Below are 21440 nucleotides of genomic sequence, written 5' to 3' on the forward strand. Positions count from 1 at the left end.
GCCGCCGACGGTCGCCGCGCGCACCGCCGAGCGCTGACATGGCCGCGCCAGCCATCCACGAGCGAGCGCTCGAGTCGGGCGCGACCGCTTCCCGTCCGGCCGGGGCGGCGGGCGCGACCGAGTGGGGCGCGGTGTTCGCGCTCACGCTGTGCGTCGCCACGCTGATCGCGTCCGAGTTCATGCCGGTCAGCCTGCTCACGCCCATCGCCGCCGACCTGCAGATCAGCGAGGGACGCGCCGGCCAGGCCATCGCCGTCTCCGGCATCTTCGCCGTCCTCACGAGCCTCGGCATCTCGTCGGCGACGCGCGGGATCGACCGCCGGCGCGTGCTGCTGGCGCTCGCCGCGCTGATGCTCGTCTCGGGGGTGATGGTAGCCCTCGCGCCGAACGCCGGCGTCTTCATGGCCGGCCGCGCGCTCGTCGGGGTCGTGATCGGCGGCTTCTGGTCCATGTCGGCCGCCACCGTCATGCGCCTCGTGCCGGAGCGGGACGTACCGCGCGCGATGGGGCTGCTGAACGGCGGCAACGCGCTGGCGACCACGGTCGCGGCGCCGTTAGGCAGCTTCCTCGGCCAGTACGTCGGCTGGCGCGGCGCCTTCTTCGCCGTCGTGCCGCTCGCGCTGGTCACCCTCGGCTGGCTCTACGCGAGCCTGCCGTCGATGCCGTCGGAGCGCGCGGCCGGCGGCACCGTGTTCCGCGTCCTGCGCCGGCGGCAGGTGCCCGCGGGGATGCTCGCCGTCACGCTCTTCTTCCTCGGCCAGTTCGCGCTGTTCACCTACCTGCGCCCGTTCCTGGAGACGGTGACGCGCGTGAGCGTCTCGACGCTCTCGCTGCTCCTGCTGATCACCGGCGGCGCGGGATTGTTAGGCACCTGGCTGATCGGCCTCGCGCTGCGCTCGCGGCTCCACGGGCTGCTCGTCGCGATGCCGCTGGCGATGGCGGCCATCGCCGTGGCGCTCACGATCCTCGGCGGCGCTCCCGTCGCGGTGGGCGTGCTGCTCGCCGGCTGGGGCCTGATCGGCACCGCCGCGCCGGTGGCGTGGTGGACGTGGCTGAGCCGAGTGCTCCCGGACGACGCCGAGGCGGGTGGTGGGCTGATGGTGGCCGTGGTCCAGTTGGCCATCTCCCTCGGGGCCACGGCGGGCGGCGTCGTCTACGACGCGAGCGGCTACCGGAGCACCTTCGCGCTCAGCGCGGCCGCCCTCGCCCTCTCCGCGCTGGTCGCGGGCGCGGCGCGGCGCCAGGCGCGCGGCGGGCGCAGGCCACAACACCGAGACGATGCGGAGTATCGCGCGCCTGATCGCGGCACCGCCGCGGCCTGACGCACAGCAGCAGTTCAGCGGAGGAAGCGATGAGAGAAGCTCACGACGAGCATCGGATCGAACGACCCACGCCCGCGGGGCACTCGCGGCGCGACTTCATCGTGTCGGCGGCAGCGGCGGCAGCCGCCGTGGCGGGGACTGGCGCGGCGAGCCTGCTACACGCGCAGAACGCGCAACCCACACCGAGAGGCAATACGCGCATGCCTAACGCGAATGTGAAGGGGCCGTACCCCGCTGAAGGCATGGCGGCCTACGCGCCGACCGGGCCGCACAAGCGCATGACGTTCCAGCGCCGCGCCCTCGGTCCCAAGGACGTGGCGATCAAGATCCACTACGGCGCCATCTGTCACTCGGACATCCACACCATCCACGAGGACTGGGGTCCGGTCACGTTCCCGCAGATCGTCGGGCACGAGATCACGGGGACGGTCGTCGAGGTCGGATCGAGCGCCAGCAAGTTCGCGGTCGGCGCGCGCGTCGGCGTCGGGACGATGGTGAACTCGTGCCGCGTCTGCGCGGAGTGCCAGGCCGGCCACGAGAACTACTGCCTCGCCGGCAACGTCCAGACGTACGCGTCGAAGGATCGGGACGGCACGATCACCCAGGGCGGCTACTCGACGTTCATCGTCGTCGACGAGGACTTCGTCATCCGCGTTCCGGACGCCCTGGACCTCGCCGCGGCGGCCCCGCTGATGTGCGCGGGCATCACCGTCTACTCGCCGCTCCGGCACTGGGGCGTGTCGGCCGGCAAGCGCGTCGCCATCGTCGGCATGGGCGGGCTCGGCCACCTCGCCGTGAAGCTGGCCTCCGCGTTAGGCGCCGAGGTCACGGTCTTCACGACGTCGCCGGAGAAGGCGAGCGACGCGAAGCGCTTCGGAGCGCGCAACGTGGTGGTCAACCGCGACGGCGCCGACTTCGCGCAGTACCGCCACGCGTTCGACTTCGCGTTGGACACCGTGCCCTACAAGCACGACCTGAATCGCTTCATCCCGATGCTCAAGCGCGACGCCACGTACTGCCGTGTCGGCGTCGGCAACGTCGCCGACTCGAACGAAATCGGGCAGATGGGCCTCGTCATGTATCGGAACGCGCTCGCCGGATCGAACACCGGCGGCATCCGGGAGACGCAGGACCTGGTCGACTTCTGCGCGCTGCACCGCATCCAGCCGGAGATCACGAAGATCGCGATGGACGGGATCGACGACGCGTGGACGAAGGTCGTGGCCAAGCAGGCGCGCTACCGCTTCGTCATCGACGTGCAGGGGCGCTGACCCGGCGCGTTCGGCGAGGCGAGAACACTCGAAGACATAGGAACCAGCATGAGCAACAACATCGCAGGGAAGGTCGTCGTGATCACCGGTGCCAGCAGCGGCATGGGCGAGGCCGCGGCCCGTCACCTGTCCGCCCAGGGCGCCGCCGTCGTGCTCGGCGCGCGGCGCATCGAGCGCCTAACGGCGCTGGTCGACGAGATCACGGCCGCCGGAGGGAAGGCGCTCGCCGTGCAGACCGACGTCACCGACCTCACGCAGGTCCAGCGTCTCGTGGACGCAGCCGTCGCGACCTTCGGCCGGGTCGACGTGCTCGTCAACAACGCCGGCATCATGCCGCTCTCGCCCCTGGAGCGGCTGAAGATCGACGAGTGGGACCGGATGATCGACGTGAATCTCAGGGGCGTGCTCTACGGCATCGCCGCGGCGCTCCCGCACATGCAGGAGCAGAAGTCGGGGCACATCATCAACCTCTCGTCGGTCGCCGGCCACAAGCTGTTCGGCGGTTCCGCCGTCTACTCGGCGACGAAGTTCGGCGTGCGTGCGCTGTCCGAAGGGCTGCGAATGGAAGTGAAGGCCGACAACATCCGCACGACGATCATCTCGCCCGGCGCCGTCAAGACGGAGCTGCTCGACCACATCAGCGAGACGGACGTCCAGCAGGCGAACCGCGACTACGTCGGACAGGTCGGGGTGCCGGCGGAGTCCTTCGCGCGGGTCGTCGCCTTCGCGATCAGCCAGCCGGAGGAGCTGGACATCAACGAGATCCTGTTCCGCCCAACGAGCCAGGAGCTGTAGGACGTGTCGTGCACGGAGGTCGCAGCATGACCAGCAGCCGCGGACCGGAGGATTCGCGAGTGTGGATGACCGTCGGCGAGCGTCGCTTCGCTATCACCCTGGACGACAACGCGGCCGCTCGCGCGTTCGCGGCGCAACTGCCGCTGACGCTGGACATGAGTGAGCTCAACGGCAACGAGAAGTACGCCGAACTGCGGGACGCGCTGCCCGCGACCGCGAGCCGGCCGGGGACGATCCGCCGCGGTGACCTGATGCTGTACGGCACGAACACCGTCGTCGTGTTCTACGAGACGTTCGACTCGTCGTACGCGTACACCCGCCTCGGCCGCGTCGACGATCCTGCCGACCTGCCGCAGACCCTCGGCCGGCGCGGCGTGCGGGTCGTCTTTTCCGAGAACGGACGTCGAGGACCAAGTGCCTAACGATGAGGGGAACGAGGCCCGCACGGCGGGACGCCCGCGCGTGATCTGCCACATGATGACGTCCGTGGACGGCCGCATCGTCGTCGAGGGCTGGCCGCTCTCGGGCGAGGGGAGCCGGCAGTACGAGGAGGTGCACGCGACATACGCGCCCGACGCCTGGCTCTGCGGGCGCGTGACGATGGAGCAGCACTTCGCCGCGGGCACGCGGTCCGACGCCGAGGTCGCGCGCACGTATGACGGCCCACCGCGCGCGGACTTCGTCGCGCCGGGAGCCGCGGGCGAGCACGCATCGTTCGCCATCGCCATCGACGCGCGCGGGAAGCTCGTGTGGGAGTCGGGCGAGGTCGCGGAAGATCACGTCGTCACCGTGCTCTCCGAGCGCGTGTCCGACGAGTACCTGGCTGCGCTGCGCGAGCGCGGCGTGTCGTACCTGCTCGCCGGGCGCGACGACGTCGACCTGCCGGTCGCGCTGGAGAAGATCGGCGCCCGGCTCGGCGTCCGGACGCTCGTGCTCGAGGGGGGCGGCGGGATCAACGGCAGCTTCCTGCGCGCGGCACTCGTCGACGAGGTGAGCCTGCTGATCGCGCCCGTGGCGGACGGGCGGGTCGGCACGCCGGCCCTGTTCGACGTGGCGGGCGAAGACGCCGTGCCGTGTCGGCTCACACTCGAGGACGTGGAACGCCGCGCCGACGAACTGCTCTGGCTCCGCTACCGCGTCCAGCCGCACGGGGAGTCGACCCGACGTCCGCGTACACGACGACCGCCATACGCCGAGGGAAGATTCCGATGCAGACCAACGTGACGAGTTCCACGCGCCGCGTGCTGAGGGGATGGGCCGCCGTGCTCCTGACGCTCTCGCTCGCTGCGACGGCGCGCGTCGGCGCGCAGACCAGGACACCGGCCGACTCGCAAACCATGAGGATCTCGCGCCGCGCCGAGCGGCCGGCGCAGGCGGGGCCGGCCGCGACCTTCACCGGCGTCGTGCGGGTCGTGCCGCTCCGCGACGCGACGCCGCCGTCCCGCGTCTCCGCCGCCGCCGTCGCGTTCGAGCCGGGTGCGCGCTCGGCCTGGCACACGCACCCGCTTGGGCAGCTGCTCGTGGTGACGTCGGGCACCGGCCGCGTCCAGCAGTGGGGCGGCGCCGTCGAGGAGATCCGCGAGGGCGACGTCGTGTGGACGCCGCCCGGCGTGAAGCACTGGCACGGCGCCGCGCCTAACGCCGCGATGACGCACACCGCTATCCAGGAGGCGGTCGACGGCCGGAACGTCGACTGGCTCGAACAGGTCAGTGATACGCAGTACAGGATTCCCCCAACACGGAGCAGCACGCGCATGTCGGCAGACAGCATCGTCACGGCGAGCACGCCGAGCCCGGGCCCGTACGCGGACATCGCCCCCGCCCTCGACCAGCTCACCCAGCAGGTGCTCTTCGGCCAGGTCTGGGAGCGGCCCGGCCTCTCGAAGCGCGACCGGAGCCTGATCACCGTCGCGACCCTCGTCGCGAACTACCGCACGAACGAGCTGCCGTTCCACCTCAAGCGGGCACTCGAGAACGGGGTGACGAAGGACGAGCTCACGGAACTCATCACGCACCTCGCGTTCTACGCCGGGTGGCCGACGGCCAACACCGCCGTCGAGATCGCGCGGAAGGTCTTCGCCGACACTTCCGCGAAGTGAGGCGGGGACACGAACACACACGGAGCACCATCATGGACATCACGCGCGCCGGCACGAAGCCCTCTGTCAAGGGGCCGGCGGACTGGTTCACCGGTACGGTGCGCATCGACGCCCTCTTCGACGCGAACGCCCCGGCGCGCGCCGCGGGTGGCGCCGTCACGTTCGAGCCGGGCGCGCGCACGGCGTGGCACACGCACCCGCTCGGGCAGACGCTGATCGTGCTCTTCGGCCGCGGCCTCGTGCAGCGGGAGGGCGGCCCCGTCGAGGAGATCAGGCCAGGCGACGTCGTGCGGTTCTCACCGAACGAGAAGCACTGGCACGGTGCGTCGCCCGACACGGCCATGCAGCACATCGCCATCCAGGAGGCGCTCGACGGGAAGGCGGTCGAGTGGTTGGAGCACGTCACCGACGCGCAGTACGGGCAGTACGGAGAGTCGCGTGGCCCGTCCGCTGCGCGCTGACCTGCGGGCGCGCGCCGAGGCGCCGCGCCACGAACGCGCCGAGGCGACACCGGCGCCCATGATCGGCGCGCTGGCGCCGATCATGGCGGTGGTGCTGGTCGCGTATCTGATCATCGGGCTCGCGATGCCGGTGCTGCCGCTCTACGTGCACCAGCAGCTCGGGCTCAGCACGTTCATGGTCGGCATCGCCGCGGGCGTGCAGTTCGCGGCGGCGTTGCTCTCGCGCTTCTGGGCGGGCACCTACGCCGACACGCGGGGTGCGAAGCGCGCGATGGTCGTCGGCCTGTCGATGGGCGCGGCCTCGGGGCTGCTCTATCTCCTCTCGCTGCGCGTCGCGCACACGCCATCGACCAGCATCCTCGTGCTGCTGATCGGCCGCGTGTTCCTCGGCGGCGCGGAGAGCTTTGTCATCACCGGCGCGCTGAGTCATGGGCTCGCGCTCGGCGGTCCGCGCAACGCGGGCAAGGTGATCGCGTGGGTCGGCACCGCGCTCTGGGCCGCGTACGGGGCGGGCGCGCCGGTGGGCACGTTGCTCTACGACCGCTTCGGCTTCGTCTCGACCGCGCTCGCTACGACGGCGCTGCCCCTCGTGGCGCTGCTCGTCGTCGCGCCGCTCCGGTCACTCCCGCCGTCGGCGCGCGAGCGCCCGTCGATCCGCCGCGTGTTGGGCGCGGTCGCCGTTCCCGGCCTCGGCATGGCGCTCACCGCGGTGGGCTTCGGCGCGATCAGCACATTCGCCTCGCTGCTGTTCGCCGAGCGCGGGTGGGACGCCGCGTGGGTCGCGTTCACGGTGCTCAGCGCCACGTTCATCCTCGGGCGCGTGGTCTTCGGACATCTCCCCGACCGAGTCGGCGGCGCGCGCATCGCGCTCGTCTGCGCGCTGATCGAGGCCGCGGGGCTGGCGCTCATCTGGCTCGCCCCCACGGCGGCGGTGGTGTTCGTCGGCGCGGCGGTCACCGGCGTCGGCTACTCGCTCGTGTATCCCGGCTTCGGCCTCGAGGCGGTGAGCCTCGCGCCGCCGGAGGCCAAGGGACTCGCGATGGGGGCGTTCACGGCGTTCCTCGACCTCTCGTTAGGCATCGCCAGCCCGGCGCTCGGCCTGATCGCCGGCCGCGCAGGGCTGGGCTCGGTGTTCCTCGTCAGCAGCGTCGTCACGCTGGGCGCGGTGCCGGTGGCGAGGCGACTGCAGCGTGGGCCCGCTCACGCCGCTCATCCCATGAGACCGTCGCCGTCCTGAAGATCCCGTCGGCCGAACAGATGGCGACTCGCGCCCCGTAGAGCCGCTGAAGCTCGGGCCGTTCATCACCACACACTCACTGAGCCTCATGACCAGCCGCGCTCCTCTCCTCCTGGCCCTCGCGTTCATGACGCCGCTCGCGGTGGCGCTCGCGCAGCCGAACGGCGCTTCGAACGGCGCGACGAACGGCGCGCCGCGCGCGCAGACGAAGAACGGCGTCGTGCAGGGGCTCGCCCTGCCGAGCGGGGTGCGGTCGTTCCGCGGCATCCCGTACGCCGCGCCGCCGGTGCGCGAGCTGCGCTGGCGGCCGCCGCAGCCGGCGACGAGCTGGCAGGGCGTGCGCCTCGCCGACCGGTTCGCGAACCAGTGCATGCAGGCGCGCCCGTTCGGCGACATGATGTTCCGCAACGCCGGCGTGAGCGAGGACTGTCTCTACCTGAACGTCTGGTCCCCGCCGAACGCCGCGCCCGGGGCCCGGCTGCCGGTGCTGTTCTACATCTTCGGCGGCGGCTGGATCGCCGGCGACGGCTCGGAGCCGCGCTACGACGGCGAGAGCATGGCGAGGCGCGGCATCGTCGTCGTGACGCTGAGCCACCGGTTAGGCATCTTCGGCTTCTTCTCGCACCCCGAGCTTGCCGCCGAGTCGCCGCAGCACGCGGCGGGCAACTACGGGTACATGGACCAGACCGCGGCGCTGCGTTGGGTGCGCGACAACGTCGCGCAGTTCGGCGGCGACCCGGCGCAGGTCACGATCGCCGGCGAGTCGGCCGGCTCGTTCGCGGTGAGCGCGCAAATGGCGTCGCCGCTCGCGAAGGGCTTGTTCGCGCGCGCGATCGGCGAGAGCGGCGCCCACTTCGGCACGTCGGCGGCGGTTCCCACGCGCGAGGAGTCGGAGCGCAACGGCGTCGCGTTCGCGGGCCGCGTCGGCGCGACGTCGCTCGCCGGGCTGCGCGCGCTCTCCGCCACCGAGCTGCTCGAGCTCTCCGGGCGCCCGGGCATGCCGCGCTTCCCGGCGAACGTCGACGGGCTGTTCTTCCCGAAGGCGCCGGAAGCGATCTACGGCGCGGGCGAGCAGGCGAAGGTGCCGCTGCTCGCCGGCTGGAACTCGGAGGAGGCGAACGGCCGCGGGCTCGTTCGCGGCGAGCCGACGGCCGACAGCGCGCGCGCGGTGTTCGCGCGGCTGTTCGGCGCCCGCGCGGCGGACGCCGAGAAGGCGTACCCGTTAGGCTCGGCGGACGAGATCGCCCGCTCACTGACCGACCTCGCGAGCGACCGCTTCACCGGCTTCGCCACGTGGAAGTGGCTGGAGGAGCACGCGCGCACGAGCGGGCAGCCGGTGTACCGCTACCTGTACGCGCGCCCGCGGCCCGCGCCGGTGGAGGCGGGTGTCACCGCGAACCTCGCCGGCGGCGTCACGCGCGGCGGCCCGGGGAGCGCCCCGCCGCCCGCGCGCGGCGCCGTGCACTCGGCGGAGATCGAGTACGCGTTAGGCAACCTGCCGCTGAACAAGGTCTTCGGGTGGACGCCCGACGACTTCAAGGTCTCCGAGACCATGCAGGGCTACTTCGCGAACTTCATCAAGACCGGCGACCCGAACGGCGCGGGTCTGCCCGCGTGGCCGCGCGGCGGCGTGACGAACGGCCAGGTGCAGCGCATCCGCATCGACGTCGAGACGCGTGCCGAGGCCGAGCCGCGCGCGCGATACCAGTTCCTCGATCAGCCGGCGGCAGCCACGAGGCCGTGACCGCGTCCCCGATCTCGCTCCGCGCGCGCTGAGCGCGGGGCGGCATCGTCCGCGCACCTTCGGGGCCGCCGCGCGAAGGGGCCGCGCGTGCGCAGACGCTCGTCGCCTTCGCTGGATGCCCCACACGCTGCGCGGCGACGCCGCTCGCTGCGACCGTCGACGACTTCGCGAATCGACACCGGACACACACCACGACGACGGACGAGGGGACGGATGCGAGAACTCCCACCGCGGGCGGTGCGACCGTGACGCGCATCCTCGTGACCGGCTCCGCGGACGGGCTCGGACGCCTCGCCGCGGAGTCGCTCCTGTCCGCCGGCCACGAGGTAGTGGTGCACGGCCGCAACGGGGAGCGTGCCGCGAGCCTGCACACGCTCCTCGACCGCGGCGCGAACCTCGTGGTCGGCGACTTCACGGATCGCGAAGCGGTCCGACGCATCGCGGCCGAGCTGAACGCCGCGATTCCTCTCGACGCGGTCATCCACAACGCCGGCGTCTGGAGCGGTCGGGCGGTCATGCCCGTCAACATCGTCGCGCCGTACTTGCTCACGGCCCTGCTCCGAACACCGCGGCGCCTCGTCTATCTGAGCAGCAGCTCGCACTTCGGCGGCCGTTCCTCGCTTGACCGGGTCGATTGGCGCGGGCGGCGCGCGGGCTCCTACGAGGACAGCAAGCTGTTCGTCACCACACTCGCGGCGGCGGTGGCCCGCCTGCGTCCCACAGTGCTCAGCAACGCCGTCGATCCGGGCTGGGTCCCTACGCGGATGGGCGGCCCCGCTGCGCCGGACGATCTTGAGCTCGGCCACCGCACGCAGGAATGGCTCGCGGCGAGCGACGATCCTGAGGCGTTGACGAGCGGCGGGTACTGGTACCACCGCGAGCGCCGCCCGCCGCACCGCGCAGTCCACGACCTCGCGTTCCAAGACCGCCTGCTGCGGGCGTTGGCGGAGGAGACGGGCACCACGTTCGACGAGGCGACGGACTGATTGCAGAGGGGCGCTACCGCGGAGCCAGGCGCGCGAGCACCCACGCGGCGTGCTCGCGCACGAGCGGCTCGGGGTCGTCGAGCGCGCGCGTGAGCACGTCGACGTCGTCCGCGGTGCCGACGTTTCCGAGCACCACCGCCGCGTTGCGCTTGAGCCCGCGCAGCTTGGCGCGCTTCATCGGCGAGCCCTTGAACGCGGCGCTGAACTCGGGCTGCGACATGCCTAACAGCTCCCGCGCGAGCTGACGCGCGTCCTTGCCCGCGAGCGCCTCGCGCGGCGCGTACGGCGAATCGTTAGGCAGCTCCTTGGAGAACCTGACGTTCCACGGGCACACGTCCTGGGAGATGTGCCGACAAACCCGTTTCGCGATCCCGCTCCGGACTGGCGCGCGAACTCTAAGGGAGAACAGGAGTTAGCTCCCGCATCCGGTCGGCGTCCCGCCGCGGCGGCTCTCCGAAGAGGCGCGCGTACTCGCGGCTGAACTGCGACGGGCTCGCGTAGCCCACCTCGTAGGCGATTGCCTCCGCCGTCGTCCCGCCGGACAGCAGGCGGCTGCGCGCCTCCTGGAGGCGCAGCTGCTTCTGGTACTGGATGGGGCTCACGCCGGCGACGGCGCTGAACTGCGCGTGCAGCGCCGAGGGGCTCATGTTGACCCGCCTCGCCAGCGCCTCGACCCGCAGCGGCTCCGCGTAGTGCGCCCTGATCCAGGCGATGGCCCCGGCCACCCGCCGGAGCCGCCCGTCCCCAATCGCCATCTCCGCCAGGCGGCCCTGCTGCTCGCCCTGCAGCAGCCGGTAGTGGAGCTCCCGCCGGAGGAGCGGCGCGAGCACCGGGATGTCCTCCGGCGCGTCGAGCAGCCGCACCAGCCGCACGAGCCCGTCGAGGAGCGGCGCCCCCACCGCGCTGACGAACAGCGCGCGGCCATCGTGGTCGCCGCGCGGCACCGGACGCTGCGTCTCGACGAGCAGCGCCGCGAGCTCCCGCGGGTCCACGCGCAGCGTCAGGCAGAGGTACGGCGCCTCGGGGCGCGCCTCCACGACGTTGCCCACCGCGGGCAGCTCCAGTGACACGGCCAGGTACTGCGACGGGTCGTAGACGTAGGTCTCACCCCCGACCGTCACCTGCTTGCGGCCCTGCGCCACGACGTAGACGGCCGGTTGCTGCAGCACGGGCGCCGGCTCCGTCGGGTTCGAGAAGCGCCAGAGCGTGAGCTCGGGGATCGCCGTCTCGTGCCCGCCATCAGCCCCCGTCCGCCGCTCGAGGAGCACCGCGAGCTCGGCGCACAGCGCCGCGACGCGCGTCGCGTCCTGCGCCGCTGACCCCGCGGTACCCGCGGCGCCGGCCCGTGGGCCGGCTGTCACGGCTGACGCCTGGGAGGTCGGTCGATTCGCCATGCCCGCATGGTAGACCGACGGCCGGAGTGGTTCCAGCAGCGTGGAGGAATGGGCAACGAATCGCGACGATCCGGCAGGTAGTTCGCCTAGGTCGGCCCGTAGGTTCCTCGCATCGGCTCCCAATCCGCTTGCAGGACCGGAAGGAATGGGCAAGCCCGGACGTGCGACGCGTCTCGTCCGACGCGCACAGGACCACCCAGGAGATACAGTGACCGACAAGCGAGTCTGGTTCATCACGGGCGCCGGCCGCGGCATGGGCGCCGACTTCGCGCGGGCCGTTCTGGCCGCAGGGCACGCGCTCGTCGCGACCGGGCGCGACCCCGACCGCCTCACGCAGGTGCTCGGGCCGTCGGACGACCTGCTGACCGTGCCCCTCGACGTCACGCGTCGCGAGGACGCCGAGGCGGCGGTGCGCGCCGCGGTCGAGCGCTTCGGCCGCATCGACGTGCTGGTGAACAACGCGGCCAGCTTCGAGGCGGGATTCTTCGAGGAGCTCACCCCGGAGCAGATCGACCGGCAGCTCGCCACGAGCCTCGTCGGCCCCATGCGCGTCACGCGCGCCGTCCTGCCCGTGATGCGCCGGCAGCGCGCCGGGCACGTGATCGCCATCTCGTCGTCCGCGGGGCTCGGCGCCGGCTTCGAGTTCGTCGCCGCGTACGCGGCATCGAAGTTCGGACTCGAGGGGTGGATGGAAGCGCTGCGCGCGGAGGTCGCGCCGTTCGGCATCCACACGACCATCGTCAACCCGGGCTTCTTCCGCACGGAGCTGCTCACGGAGCAGTCGACGCGCTACGCCGAGCCGTCGGTCGCCGACTACGACGCGCGACGTGCCCCGCTGCTCGACTACTGGCGGTCGCAGAACGGCCGGCAGACGGGCGACCCCGCGAAGCTCGCGCAGGCGCTGCTCACCATCGCGAGCCAGGACCCGCCGCCGCGGCGGTTCATCGCTGGCGCGGACGCCATCGGCACGGCGGAGCAGAAGATCGCCGACCTGCAGGCGGACATCGCGTCCAACCGCGCGCTGTCGGTCTCCCTCGCGTTCGACGCGGAGGCGGCGTGACCCCACCGATCCTCGGCCGCCGCGACTTCCTTGCCAGCACCGCCCGCATCGGAGCGGGCCTGGCCGTCGGCACATGGTCGCTGTCCGGGTGCGCGGAGCCACGGGCCGACCAGACGAGTGACACCACTACCCGGAGCAGTACGATGAAGACGCGGAAGCTCGGCGCGCTCGAGGTCTCGGAGATTGGCGCGGGGTGCATGAGCATCAGCGCGAACTACGGCCCGCCGGCGGACCGGAGCCAGGGCATCCGCGTGATTCGCGCGGCCCACGACCGCGGCGTCACGTTCTTCGACACGGCCGAGGTCTACGGTCCGTTCACGAGCGAGGAGCTCGTCGGCGAGGCACTCGCGCCCATCCGCGACCGCGTGCGGATCGCGACCAAGTTCGGCCTCGTCTCGCACGCCGCCGGCCGCCCCGGCGTCCCCGGCGCCCCAATCAGCACGCCGGCGAACATCCGCACGGCCGTCGAGGGCTCCCTCAAACGACTCCGGACCGACCGCATCGACCTCCTCTACCAGCACCGGGTCGACCCGAACGTGCCCATCGAGGACGTGGCGGGCGTGGTGCGGGACCTGATCGCCGCGGGGAAGGTGCTGCACTTCGGCCTCTCCGAGGCGAGCGCGGCGACGATCCGCCGGGCGCACGCGATCCAGCCGGTGGCGGCGGTGCAGACGGAATACTCGCTCATGGAGCGCAGCGTCGAGCACAACGGCGTGCTCGCCACGTGCGAGGCGCTCGGGATCGGCTTCGTGCCGTGGGGACCGGTCGGCATGGGCTACCTGACCGCCACCGTCGATCCGGGCACGGTGCTCGACGCGGAGACGGACCTGCGCGCGGGGTTCGACCGCTTCAGCCGCGCGAACCTGGCGGCGAACCGTCCGGTCGTCGACGTGCTGCGGCAGTTCGCGGCCAACAAGAACGCGACGCCGGCGCAGCTCGCGCTCGCGTGGCTGCTAGCGCGGAAGCCGTTCGTCGTGCCGATCCCCGGGACGCGCAATCCCGACCATCTGGCCGAGAACCTGGGGGCCGTCGGCGTCCCGCTCACCGCGGCGGACCTGCGCGAGCTCGACGCGGCCCTCGCGACCGTCGCGGTACACGGCGGCCGGATGAACGCGGAGCACATGAAGGTCGTCGACCAGACGAGCTGACGCGCGGTGCGGGACGCTGCGACGTCGTAGCCGGTGTGCTACTCGCCGGCCCGATGTCGCATCCGCGCCAGCGCCCACGCCGCGTGCTCGCGCACGAGCGGCTCCTCGTCGTCGAGCGCGCGCGTGAGCACGCCGACGTCGTCGGCGGTGCCGACGTTGCCTAACACCACGGCCGCGTTGCGCTTCAGGCCCCGCAGCTTCGCGCGCTTCATCGGCGAGCCCTTGAACGCGGCGCTGAATTCCGCCTGCGTCATGCCTAACAATGCACGAGCGAGCGTCCTCGCGTCCTTGCCCGCGAGCGCCTCGCGCGGCGCGTACGGCGAATCGTTAGGCAGCTCCTTGGAGAACCGCACGTTCCACGGACACACGTCCTGGGACGTCTGGCGGTATAACTGTTTTGAGGTCCCGCTCGGGACGGGAGCGCGAACCCTCAGGCGCACAACGACTTAGCCCCTGTGCGTCGCTTCCCCCCCCCCCACCACCCTCAGCCCGGGTGGGGAGGCGGAAGGAGGCTCGCGTCAAGCGCGCCCAGGACCTGCCGCACGTACTCGCCCACGGACGCCTCGGCGTTGGCCGCAGCCACCCAGCCGGCGCCGCCGAGCCGCAGGAGACCGCCGATCCGCGTCGAGTCGAGCCGGATGCGGAGATCGTCCGCACCGGTGCCGGCGCACACGCCGAGCGCGCCGGCGATGCCGCGCTCCAGGCGTTCGTGGTTCCTCGGGTCGCGCACGCGGAGCGCCGGGGTGTCGCGCAATAGGCGCTCGAGCAGCTGCCCTCGTCGTCGTCGAACTGCCCTAGCGCGGCGACGAGCGCCTGCTCGGCCACGTCAAGGGCGGGCGCCCCCGACAGCGCCTCGAGGATCCCCGCGAGAAGCGCCCGCTCGAGGTCGTGGTGGCACGACAGGACGACGTCCTCCTTCGACTTGAAGGAGCAAGCGGGTGCGGCGCGAGACGCCGCCGCGATCTCGTCGACGGTCTGGCCGTCGAACCCCTGCTCGGCGAACAGCCGCTGGGCGGCCTGCCGCAGGCGCCCGCGTGGTCGCGCCGAGTTCCGGGAACCACCGCGTGGACGTCGCCGACCTGCTGCACGACCCGGAGTTCCAGGGCCAAGACTATGACCCCTGGGATGCATTCGTACGCTCGAAGGCGGCGAACATCCTATTCGCGGTCGCGCGCGACCTCCTCGGCCGCCGCCACGGCGTCCGCGCGTTCGCGGTCCACCCGGGCGGCATCCCCGAGACGGGGCTGGCGCGCCACATGGACCTCACGATCGCCCAGGCGCACGGCATGATCGACGAGCGCGGGAACGGGGTCATCGACCCCGAGAAGGGGTGGAAGACGCCGCAGCAGGGGGCGGCGACGTTGGAGTGGACCGCGACGAGCCCGCGGGCCAGGAGAGGACGCCGGCACGCGCGTGACCCGTGTCGGCAGTTGGGGGCCGCAACCACCGGCGGCGCTCAACCGGCGCGCAGACGGGCCGCTGGTCTGCGCAGTGAGGGGCTCCACGCGCACGAAGAGACACCGTAACTTGCGCCCCCGGCACGGAGCGCCGCCGCTCCCGCCCCCATCTTCTCGCACGTGCTCGCCCCATGACCGCACTCGGCCTCCGCACGAACACCACGTGCGTCACTTACGCCGTCGTCGCGCCGGGTGAACCGCCCCAGATCCGCCAGGTGGCGTTCGTTCGCCTCCCGGCGGCGCTCCATGTCCCGGAGCAGTTGGCGTTCATCCGCACCACGCTCTTGGACATCATCCGCGAGTACGGCGTCACCTCGGCCGGCGTCCGCGTGACCGAGCCGATGGCGAAGCGACCGAACGTGCTCCGCGCCAACATTGAGGGTGTGATCCAGGAACTGCTCGGCGCCGGCGCCGTGCCGTCGTACTTCGCGGGGCCGCTCGCCACCATCGCCAGCCGGCTCCGGATCGCCGCCGGCGAGATCAAGAGCTACGCGACGGGCGAGCGCGTCCCGGATGGGGTGGCGGACTGGAAGACTGAGTACGACACGGAACAGCGGGAGGCGCTGCTCGCCGCCCTCGCCGCGCTGCGGGTGCCGAAGCCGCGCCTGACGGCGCTGGCCGCGGACGAGACGGCAATCCCCGCCGAGCTGCCCGCGCCGTTCCCGACTGTCCCCAGCACCGGCAGCAGCGCGGATCGGGGAGGTGCCGCGTGCTGATCGACACGACCGTCCGGTTCGAGCGACGGGGCAACGTCGGGGTGCAGGGAGCCAACTCCGTCGTCTTCTTCGCCTTCGATCACCAGCTGAACGCCGAGCTGGTGGTGAAGGAGGTCGACAAGGCGACTATCGACGCGGCGCGCTACTTCGCGGAGGCGTCGCGGCTCTACGCCGTGAGGCATCCGAACGTGGCGGAAGTCCTCTACTGCTCGACCACGACGGACAAGATCTATCTGGCGATGCCCCAGTATGTGGGCTCGGTCGAGGGCATCCTCCGCACCCGCGCGTTGACCGTGCGGGAGATCGTCCGCATCGGCACCGACTTCCTGGCTGGGCTACACCACGTCCACACGCGGCAACTGCTTCACTTCGACGTCAAGCCGTCGAACGTCCTCGTGGACGGGAGTGGCAAGGCGCTGCTGACGGACTTCGGTCTCGCCGAGCAGGTCGACCCCACCGGGCTCGCCACGCCGGACAAGATCTACGAGTTGCACATCGCCCCCGAGGCGATCACCGCGTCCCCGTCGCTCTCCGCGGCTGCGGACGTGTACCAGGCTGGCCTCACCCTCCACCGGATGTGTCTCGGGACGGCGCTCTGGCGCGTCCAGCTCAGCGGCTTCCTCTCCCGCGTCGGCGGGAACTGGCGCCCTGCGGTGGCGGCCGGCGCCTTCCCGACCAAGGACAGCCTGCCGGCCCACATCCCGTCGCGGCTTCGCGCCGTCATCGCGAAGGCGATCCAGACGGACCCGGCCGCGCGCTACGCGAGCGTGCTCGATCTGCTTAACGATCTGGCGAAAGTGGACGAGAATCTGGATTGGCAGTTCACGCCCGGCGCCGGCGAGTGGACCTGGGAATGGACGGATGCCACCCATCGCCGTAAGGTGATGCTCCGGCCGGACGGGGCCGGGAAATTCGAGGTGGCCGCGACGCGTACCAACCTGGCGACGGGCGACACGCAGACGGTCAAGAAGGCCGCGGCGACCGGTGTCCCCTGGCCCAAGACGGCGAAGTCTGTGCAACATGCCTTGGACGTGCTCACGCCGTCGCCGTGACCCTCAGGGGCAGATTGACAGGACCGAAGAAAGCCCGTAGTCTTCAAAGCTCGTCCGGACGGTCACTAGGAGTTGGTATGGCGAAGCGCGCGCCCAAGAAGGATGTACGAGGTCCGTCCCACGGGCCCGGCGCGTCTCGGCTGAGCCTCGACGCCTCGTGCCCTCGCCAGAGCCGGCAGGACATGATCCCGGGGTCGACCCTGTCCCACGCGGAGAAGCTCCGCGCTGCGCGGGCCGTCGATCTTCGAGACAACGCCGAGTTCACGTCTCTCTCGGGGGGCTACCTCCGCGTGACACCCCGCGATCTCACGAAGCGGCACGGCTGACACTCGATCCGGCGCGGTCGGTCGGGGGCTCCCTGCTCAGGGAGTCCCTTTCGCGTTTGCGGTGTCCGGCCCCGCCATGGGGGCCGCCTGCGGCGCCCGGGGGGACGGACTCGGGAGGTTGGTCGGCGCGTCGTGATCGCGAGGAGGCTGTCGCAGTGACTCTTGGTCGTCCGCCTGGGGTAGCGTTCGACAACGCACCCGGCGAGCCTTCGCGGGCAAGCCCGGACGGCCGCCGCGGCGCATTCGGGCGACGCGTTCTCCTGGCCGATACTTCGGCGCCGGCGCTTCGCCCTCGCCACCGCTGACGCCTCGCCCACGCCCAACGTCGGCCCCGACGCTGTGACCCTGATCCCCCCGCAAGCGCTCGACGCACTGCAGGCGGCACTCGACACACTGCCGGAACCCGCTCGGAAGGCGGTGACGAACGCCGTCGTGAAAACGCTGACGACGGCTGCGGGCGGGTTGATGCGCCGGACGATGGCACGCTGGCGCCCCACGCGCGACGATCAGGCTCGCCGTCTCGCACTGACCGCCGCCGTGGCTGCGGCGCTTGAGGGGCGCGACGAACTCGCGGCCGTCGGGCTCGCGCGCGCCCTCGAACGCGAGCCGTTCGCCGGCCTGGTGACGCGCGTGCTCCAGCGCCCGAACGATCCGGTGGACGAGCCGGCGGTCCGGCGCGCGTTCGAGGAGTCGATCTACGACCTCGGCTCCGTCGGCGTTGACGAGGTGGCGTTCGTCCGGGAACTGCGTGAGCGCTTCCTGACCGCGCTGCGCCTCGCGGAGGGTGTCGAGGCCAAGCTGCTCTACACGGTCACGCGGATCGAGGACCTCCGCAGCACGCAGGAGGCGCTGCTCGCGGGCCAGCAGCGAATGGAGCGGCTACTCCTCGACCGCACGGTCGCCGTCGCCGGGTCGGCGCCCGGGTCCTCCTCCGTCCCGGCGCCTGAAGCGTCCTGGGAGCCGCGGATGGCGGAAGCGAAGGCGCTGTATCAGGCGGGCAACGTCCGGAGCGCCTTGCGGCTGTGGGAGCGTCTGCGCGACGAGGCCGCGGCGAGCGGCGCGCCGCCGATCGTGCGCGCGCGCGTGGCGAGCAACATCGGCATGGCGCTGGTCGAGCTCGGCCAGCCGGCCGAAGCCGTCGTTGCGGCCCGCATGGCTCTCGACTACGCGCCGGACCGGGCCGACTTCGTGGCGAATCTGGCGCAGATCGAACTGCTCGCCGGTGCACGCGAGGACGCGCTCCGCGACGCCATGCGCGCGCTCGCCATGGACCCGGCCTCCGAGACCGCGTGGAGCGCGCGCATCCAGGCGTCGCCGACGTCGGTCGACGTCGCGCTGCTGCCCAACGAGCTCCGCGAGTCGCCCTCGATCATCATCGCCCGCGCGGTCGTCGCCGGACGCGCCGACGCGCGTGCGGCCGTTGTCCTCCTCCGCGATGCCCTCCGCGCCGGTCGCCGGGATCCGCAGCTGCTCGTCGTCCTGGCGGAGACACTCTACGCGACGCTGTTCCCCCGCTCCGGCGCCGACCCGGCGCCGAAGGACGTGGTCGATGACATCCGCCGCCTCGGCGCCGAGGCGGAGGCGGCACTCCGCGGCACCGAGCGCACGCGCCTCCTCGCCCGCGCCCTCATCGTGCAGGGGGGGGCAGCCGACCTCGCACGCGACCCGGATCGCGGGAGCGCGTACTTCCAGCAGGCCTTCGAGGCGGACCCGACGAGCGCGCACACCCAGCTGGTTGCGGCCCAGGGGCAGATCGTCGCGGGGGACGGCGGGGCCGCGCTGTATCTGCTCGACCGGACGCCCGAGGTGGCGCGCGACGCTGCGTGGCACGCCGTCCGCGTGCGCGCGCTCTGCCTCGCGGGCCGGGCCGCGTCCGCGGACGACTCCGTTCGGGCCGCGTTGGCTGGCGCTCGGCCCGCGCAGCGGACGTTCATCGCGAACACCCTACTGGAGGGGCTCATCCCGGCGGACCGCCTCGATCTTGCCGAGGCCGCGCTCGCGTTGCTGGACGGCGCGGGTGTCGGCGAGGAAGCCAGCGAGGACCTAGTCGAGGAGCCCGCGCCCGCCGAGATGCGGCACGTCTTCCGCGCGCGCATCGCGCTACGTCGGGATGACCGCGCGGGCGCGGAGCGCGCGTACGACGCCGCACTCGCCGCGGCCGAGACGAAGAGCGAGGTGGCGCTGGAGTACGCGTCGTACCTCTACGGGGAGCGCGAGTACGCGCGCGCGGCCGAGCTCTTCGCCGCGTCGAACGCCTGGCAGCGCGACGAGCGGGCGGCGATGCAGTACGCGCGGAGCGCCTTCGCGGTGGGGCAGTACGCGACCGTGCTGGTCGTCACGGCGGCGGCCGCCGCCGCCCCGGGCGCCGGCGGCGAGGCGCCGTGGTGGGTCCTGGACCTCGAGGCGCGCATAGCGGAGGAGCGGGAAGACGTCCCAACCGCGCTCTCGACGCTGGGGCGGCTCGTGGCGGCACGCCCGGAGGTGGCCGAGACGCGGCTGCGGTACGCGTTCACGCTCCTGCGCGCCGCCGACGTCGACCGGGCGCGGGAGGTCCTCGCGCCACTCGAGCCGAGGACGGACCTCGACGCGGAGGACACGACGAACCTTGCACGCGCGCTGGCTCGTGTCGGCCGTCAGGAGGCGGCGCTCCGACAGGCGTACCGCGCGCTGCGGCAGTTCCCGGACAACGCCCGCATCGTGCAGGCGTGCCTCACCGATGTATGGCTGGGTGCGGACACCGCCGAGGAGCTCCCGGCGGCGCTCTTCGAGCGGCCGCGCGTCGAGCCGGACACGTGGGTGCGGTTGCGGGCGGACGACGGCGAGGAGGTGGCATATCTCATCCTCGCGGACGAGCCGCACGACGTGCGGCGCAACGAGTTCCTCGCGACGGACCCGCGCGCCGCGACGTTCCTCGGGCTCGCCGTCGGAGACGCCGTCACGCTGCACGCCGAAACCGTGAGTGAGAAGACGTTCCGGGTGGCGGAGCTCAAGAGCGCGTTCCTGCACGTCTTCCACGACGCCATGCTCGCGTTCCAGACGCGGTTCCCTGGGACGCCGGGTCTGCAGATGATCCACGTCGGCGAGGGCGACGCCTTCGACCCGACGCCGCTCGTCCGCCTGCTCGCGCAACGGGAGGCCCACGAGCGCGCGATCTTCGCGATGTACCGCGAGCGGCGCGCGCCCCTCGGCACCGTCGCGGACCTGCTCGGGCGCTCGCTCCGGCGCACGTACTTGGGCCTCCTGCACGACCGCGACACGCCGGTGTTGGTCGAGGCCCCCGACCCGGAGCGCTTCGCCGCCGCGCGCCGTGAGGCCGCCGCAGGGACGGTGGTCCTCACCGTCACCGGCGTCACGACGCTCCACGCCCTCGGGCGGCTCGACCTCCTGGCGGCCCTCTACCCGCGGCGCGTTGCGTCGCAGTCCCTGCTCGACGAGCTCACGGCCGACGTGGCAGAGTGGGAGGCCGCCGTGGCACATGGGGGCTTCCACAGTGCGGGGCTGAGCGACGACCACCGCATCGCGCTCGACGCCGTCACGGCGGAGGACGCCCGCGCGCTCGCCGAGCAGGCGCGCGCGCTTCGAGACGCTGTGGCGGCGGACGCCGAGGTGCTCCCGCGTCCGCTCCACCGGCTCGACGCCCGGCCTGGCGCCAGGCCCGAGGTGCGGGACCTCGTCGGTGCCAGCTCGTTCGACGCGGTCGAGCTGGCGGTCACTCTAGGCGAGACGTCCCCGGGCGCGGCCCAGACCGGCAGCGCTGCGACGGCCGCAATGGTCGGTGAGAAGCCGCCGGGGGCGACGCTCCACGCCGACGACTGGGGGCTACGGAACGTCGCGCGACACGAGTGGGGACTTGAGGGCTGCTCGACGTACGTGCTGCTCCTGAGCGCGCGCGAGCGCGGACTCCTCGACGAGACCGAGTTTGCCGACCTCGTCGAGCGGCTGCTCGCGTTCCGCCACACGTTCGTGCCCGTCGACGCGGAGCTGCTGTACCGCACGCTCGCCGAATCGGGCTTCGAGGCGACGCCGCGGGTCCTCTGCGCGCTGGACGTGCTCGCGCAGCCGGAGGTGAGCTTGGATGGCGCCGTCGACGTCACTGCGGCGCTGCTTCGTCTGCTCGCGGGGTCGACGCTCGGTCACGGCGCGCTCGCGACGGTGACGTCCTTGGCGCTCGAGCGCCTCACACGGGGCCGGGACGAGCGCGCCGTCCTCCGGCGCTTCGCCGAGCAGGCGAGTCAAGCCCTCCGGCTGGCACCACTCGACCTCGCGGTCGTCACGGAGCGCGTGCGCGCGTTCACGGCCGCACGCCGCATGGCATAGCGCCGGACTTGCGCGGAGTGGGGCGCGCGGGTCCATGCGTCGTAACCGGATGTCG

At 72.3% G+C, this 21440-nt stretch carries 20 protein-coding genes; 16 read left to right on the top strand and 4 right to left on the bottom strand.

The features are described 5' to 3' along the window. Nucleotides 1-38: 38 nt before the first annotated feature. The 10 genes from J421_RS11365 (at nucleotide 39) to J421_RS11410 (ending at nucleotide 9915) form a co-directional block, all read left to right on the top strand. The gene (locus tag J421_RS11365) at nucleotides 39-1322 is read left to right on the top strand and encodes an MFS transporter (RefSeq protein WP_025411299.1); all 1284 of its coding nucleotides are present in this window, start codon (nucleotides 39-41) and stop codon (nucleotides 1320-1322) included. 200 nt (nucleotides 1323-1522) lie between these two features. After that, nucleotides 1523-2593, top strand: a complete 1071-nt coding sequence (locus J421_RS11370) for an NAD(P)-dependent alcohol dehydrogenase (RefSeq protein WP_236646301.1) — start codon at nucleotides 1523-1525, stop codon at nucleotides 2591-2593. Between the two features lie 48 nt (nucleotides 2594-2641). Next, a complete protein-coding gene (locus J421_RS11375; RefSeq protein WP_025411301.1) occupies nucleotides 2642-3388 on the top strand; it encodes an SDR family oxidoreductase in 747 nt (248 codons plus the stop codon). A gap of 26 nt (nucleotides 3389-3414) precedes the next feature. After that, entirely contained in the window at nucleotides 3415-3810 is a 396-nt protein-coding gene (locus J421_RS11380) for a cyclophilin-like fold protein (RefSeq protein WP_158508748.1), read from the top strand. Further along, nucleotides 3803-4612 (top strand): RibD family protein, encoded by an 810-nt coding sequence (locus J421_RS11385; protein WP_025411303.1) that lies wholly within the window; start codon nucleotides 3803-3805, stop codon nucleotides 4610-4612. Before J421_RS11380 ends, J421_RS11385 begins: the two co-directional genes overlap by 8 nt. Nucleotides 4613-4725: 113 nt before the next feature. Further along, nucleotides 4726-5487, top strand: coding sequence for a (R)-mandelonitrile lyase (locus J421_RS11390; protein ID WP_104023095.1), 762 nt, complete (start codon nucleotides 4726-4728; stop codon nucleotides 5485-5487). Between the two features lie 32 nt (nucleotides 5488-5519). Continuing rightward, complete coding sequence (locus J421_RS11395) at nucleotides 5520-5948, top strand: (R)-mandelonitrile lyase (protein ID WP_025411305.1); 429 nt, start codon at nucleotides 5520-5522, stop codon at nucleotides 5946-5948. Next, nucleotides 5926-7185 (top strand): arabinose transporter, encoded by a 1260-nt coding sequence (locus tag J421_RS11400; RefSeq protein ID WP_025411306.1) that lies wholly within the window; start codon nucleotides 5926-5928, stop codon nucleotides 7183-7185. The genes J421_RS11395 and J421_RS11400 overlap by 23 nt, the downstream gene beginning before the upstream one ends. An 88-nt stretch (nucleotides 7186-7273) precedes the next feature. Next, entirely contained in the window at nucleotides 7274-8929 is a 1656-nt protein-coding gene (locus J421_RS11405) for a carboxylesterase/lipase family protein (protein WP_025411307.1), read from the top strand. Between the two features lie 245 nt (nucleotides 8930-9174). Next, a complete protein-coding gene (locus J421_RS11410) occupies nucleotides 9175-9915 on the top strand; it encodes an SDR family NAD(P)-dependent oxidoreductase (protein ID WP_025411308.1) in 741 nt (246 codons plus the stop codon). Between the two features lie 13 nt (nucleotides 9916-9928). Here the strand turns inward: J421_RS11410 and J421_RS11415 are convergent, their stop codons facing one another. Both J421_RS11415 and J421_RS11420 read right to left on the bottom strand, forming a co-directional pair. Continuing rightward, complete coding sequence (locus tag J421_RS11415) at nucleotides 9929-10249, bottom strand: HEAT repeat domain-containing protein (RefSeq protein WP_025411309.1); 321 nt, start codon at nucleotides 10247-10249, stop codon at nucleotides 9929-9931. Between the two features lie 61 nt (nucleotides 10250-10310). Then, nucleotides 10311-11276, bottom strand: a complete 966-nt coding sequence (locus J421_RS11420) for an AraC family transcriptional regulator (RefSeq protein WP_025411310.1) — start codon at nucleotides 11274-11276, stop codon at nucleotides 10311-10313. A gap of 241 nt (nucleotides 11277-11517) precedes the next feature. Between J421_RS11420 and J421_RS11425 the strand changes: the two genes are divergently transcribed. Both J421_RS11425 and J421_RS11430 read left to right on the top strand, forming a co-directional pair. Then, nucleotides 11518-12369 (top strand): SDR family NAD(P)-dependent oxidoreductase, encoded by an 852-nt coding sequence (locus J421_RS11425; protein ID WP_025411311.1) that lies wholly within the window; start codon nucleotides 11518-11520, stop codon nucleotides 12367-12369. Nucleotides 12370-12512: 143 nt separating this feature from the next. Continuing rightward, nucleotides 12513-13517 (top strand): aldo/keto reductase, encoded by a 1005-nt coding sequence (locus J421_RS11430; RefSeq protein ID WP_025411312.1) that lies wholly within the window; start codon nucleotides 12513-12515, stop codon nucleotides 13515-13517. Nucleotides 13518-13555: 38 nt separating this feature from the next. Here the strand turns inward: J421_RS11430 and J421_RS11435 are convergent, their stop codons facing one another. After that, nucleotides 13556-13870, bottom strand: coding sequence for a HEAT repeat domain-containing protein (locus tag J421_RS11435; RefSeq protein WP_158508750.1), 315 nt, complete (start codon nucleotides 13868-13870; stop codon nucleotides 13556-13558). 131 nt (nucleotides 13871-14001) lie between these two features. Then, nucleotides 14002-14271: a hypothetical protein gene (locus J421_RS33935; protein WP_104022527.1), complete on the bottom strand. Its 270-nt coding sequence runs from the start codon at nucleotides 14269-14271 to the stop codon at nucleotides 14002-14004. Nucleotides 14272-14581: 310 nt separating this feature from the next. On the opposite strand from J421_RS33935, the gene J421_RS33370 reads away from it, so the two are divergent. The 4 genes from J421_RS33370 (at nucleotide 14582) to J421_RS11460 (ending at nucleotide 21385) form a co-directional block, all read left to right on the top strand. Beyond that, the gene (locus J421_RS33370; RefSeq protein WP_104022528.1) at nucleotides 14582-15043 is read left to right on the top strand and encodes an SDR family NAD(P)-dependent oxidoreductase; all 462 of its coding nucleotides are present in this window, start codon (nucleotides 14582-14584) and stop codon (nucleotides 15041-15043) included. A 62-nt stretch (nucleotides 15044-15105) separates the two neighbouring features. Beyond that, nucleotides 15106-15690: a hypothetical protein gene (locus J421_RS11450; protein WP_025411315.1), complete on the top strand. Its 585-nt coding sequence runs from the start codon at nucleotides 15106-15108 to the stop codon at nucleotides 15688-15690. Beyond that, entirely contained in the window at nucleotides 15684-16742 is a 1059-nt protein-coding gene (locus J421_RS11455; RefSeq protein WP_025411316.1) for a serine/threonine-protein kinase, read from the top strand. Before J421_RS11450 ends, J421_RS11455 begins: the two co-directional genes overlap by 7 nt. Nucleotides 16743-17605: 863 nt before the next feature. Next, on the top strand, nucleotides 17606-21385 hold the full coding sequence (locus J421_RS11460; protein ID WP_148306266.1) for a PIN domain-containing protein: 3780 nt from the start codon (nucleotides 17606-17608) through the stop codon (nucleotides 21383-21385). The last annotated feature ends 55 nt before the right edge of the window (nucleotides 21386-21440 follow it).

Origin of the sequence: Gemmatirosa kalamazoonensis, assembly GCF_000522985.1 — a bacterium.
In the GTDB taxonomy this organism is placed as follows: domain Bacteria; phylum Gemmatimonadota; class Gemmatimonadetes; order Gemmatimonadales; family Gemmatimonadaceae; genus Gemmatirosa; species Gemmatirosa kalamazoonensis.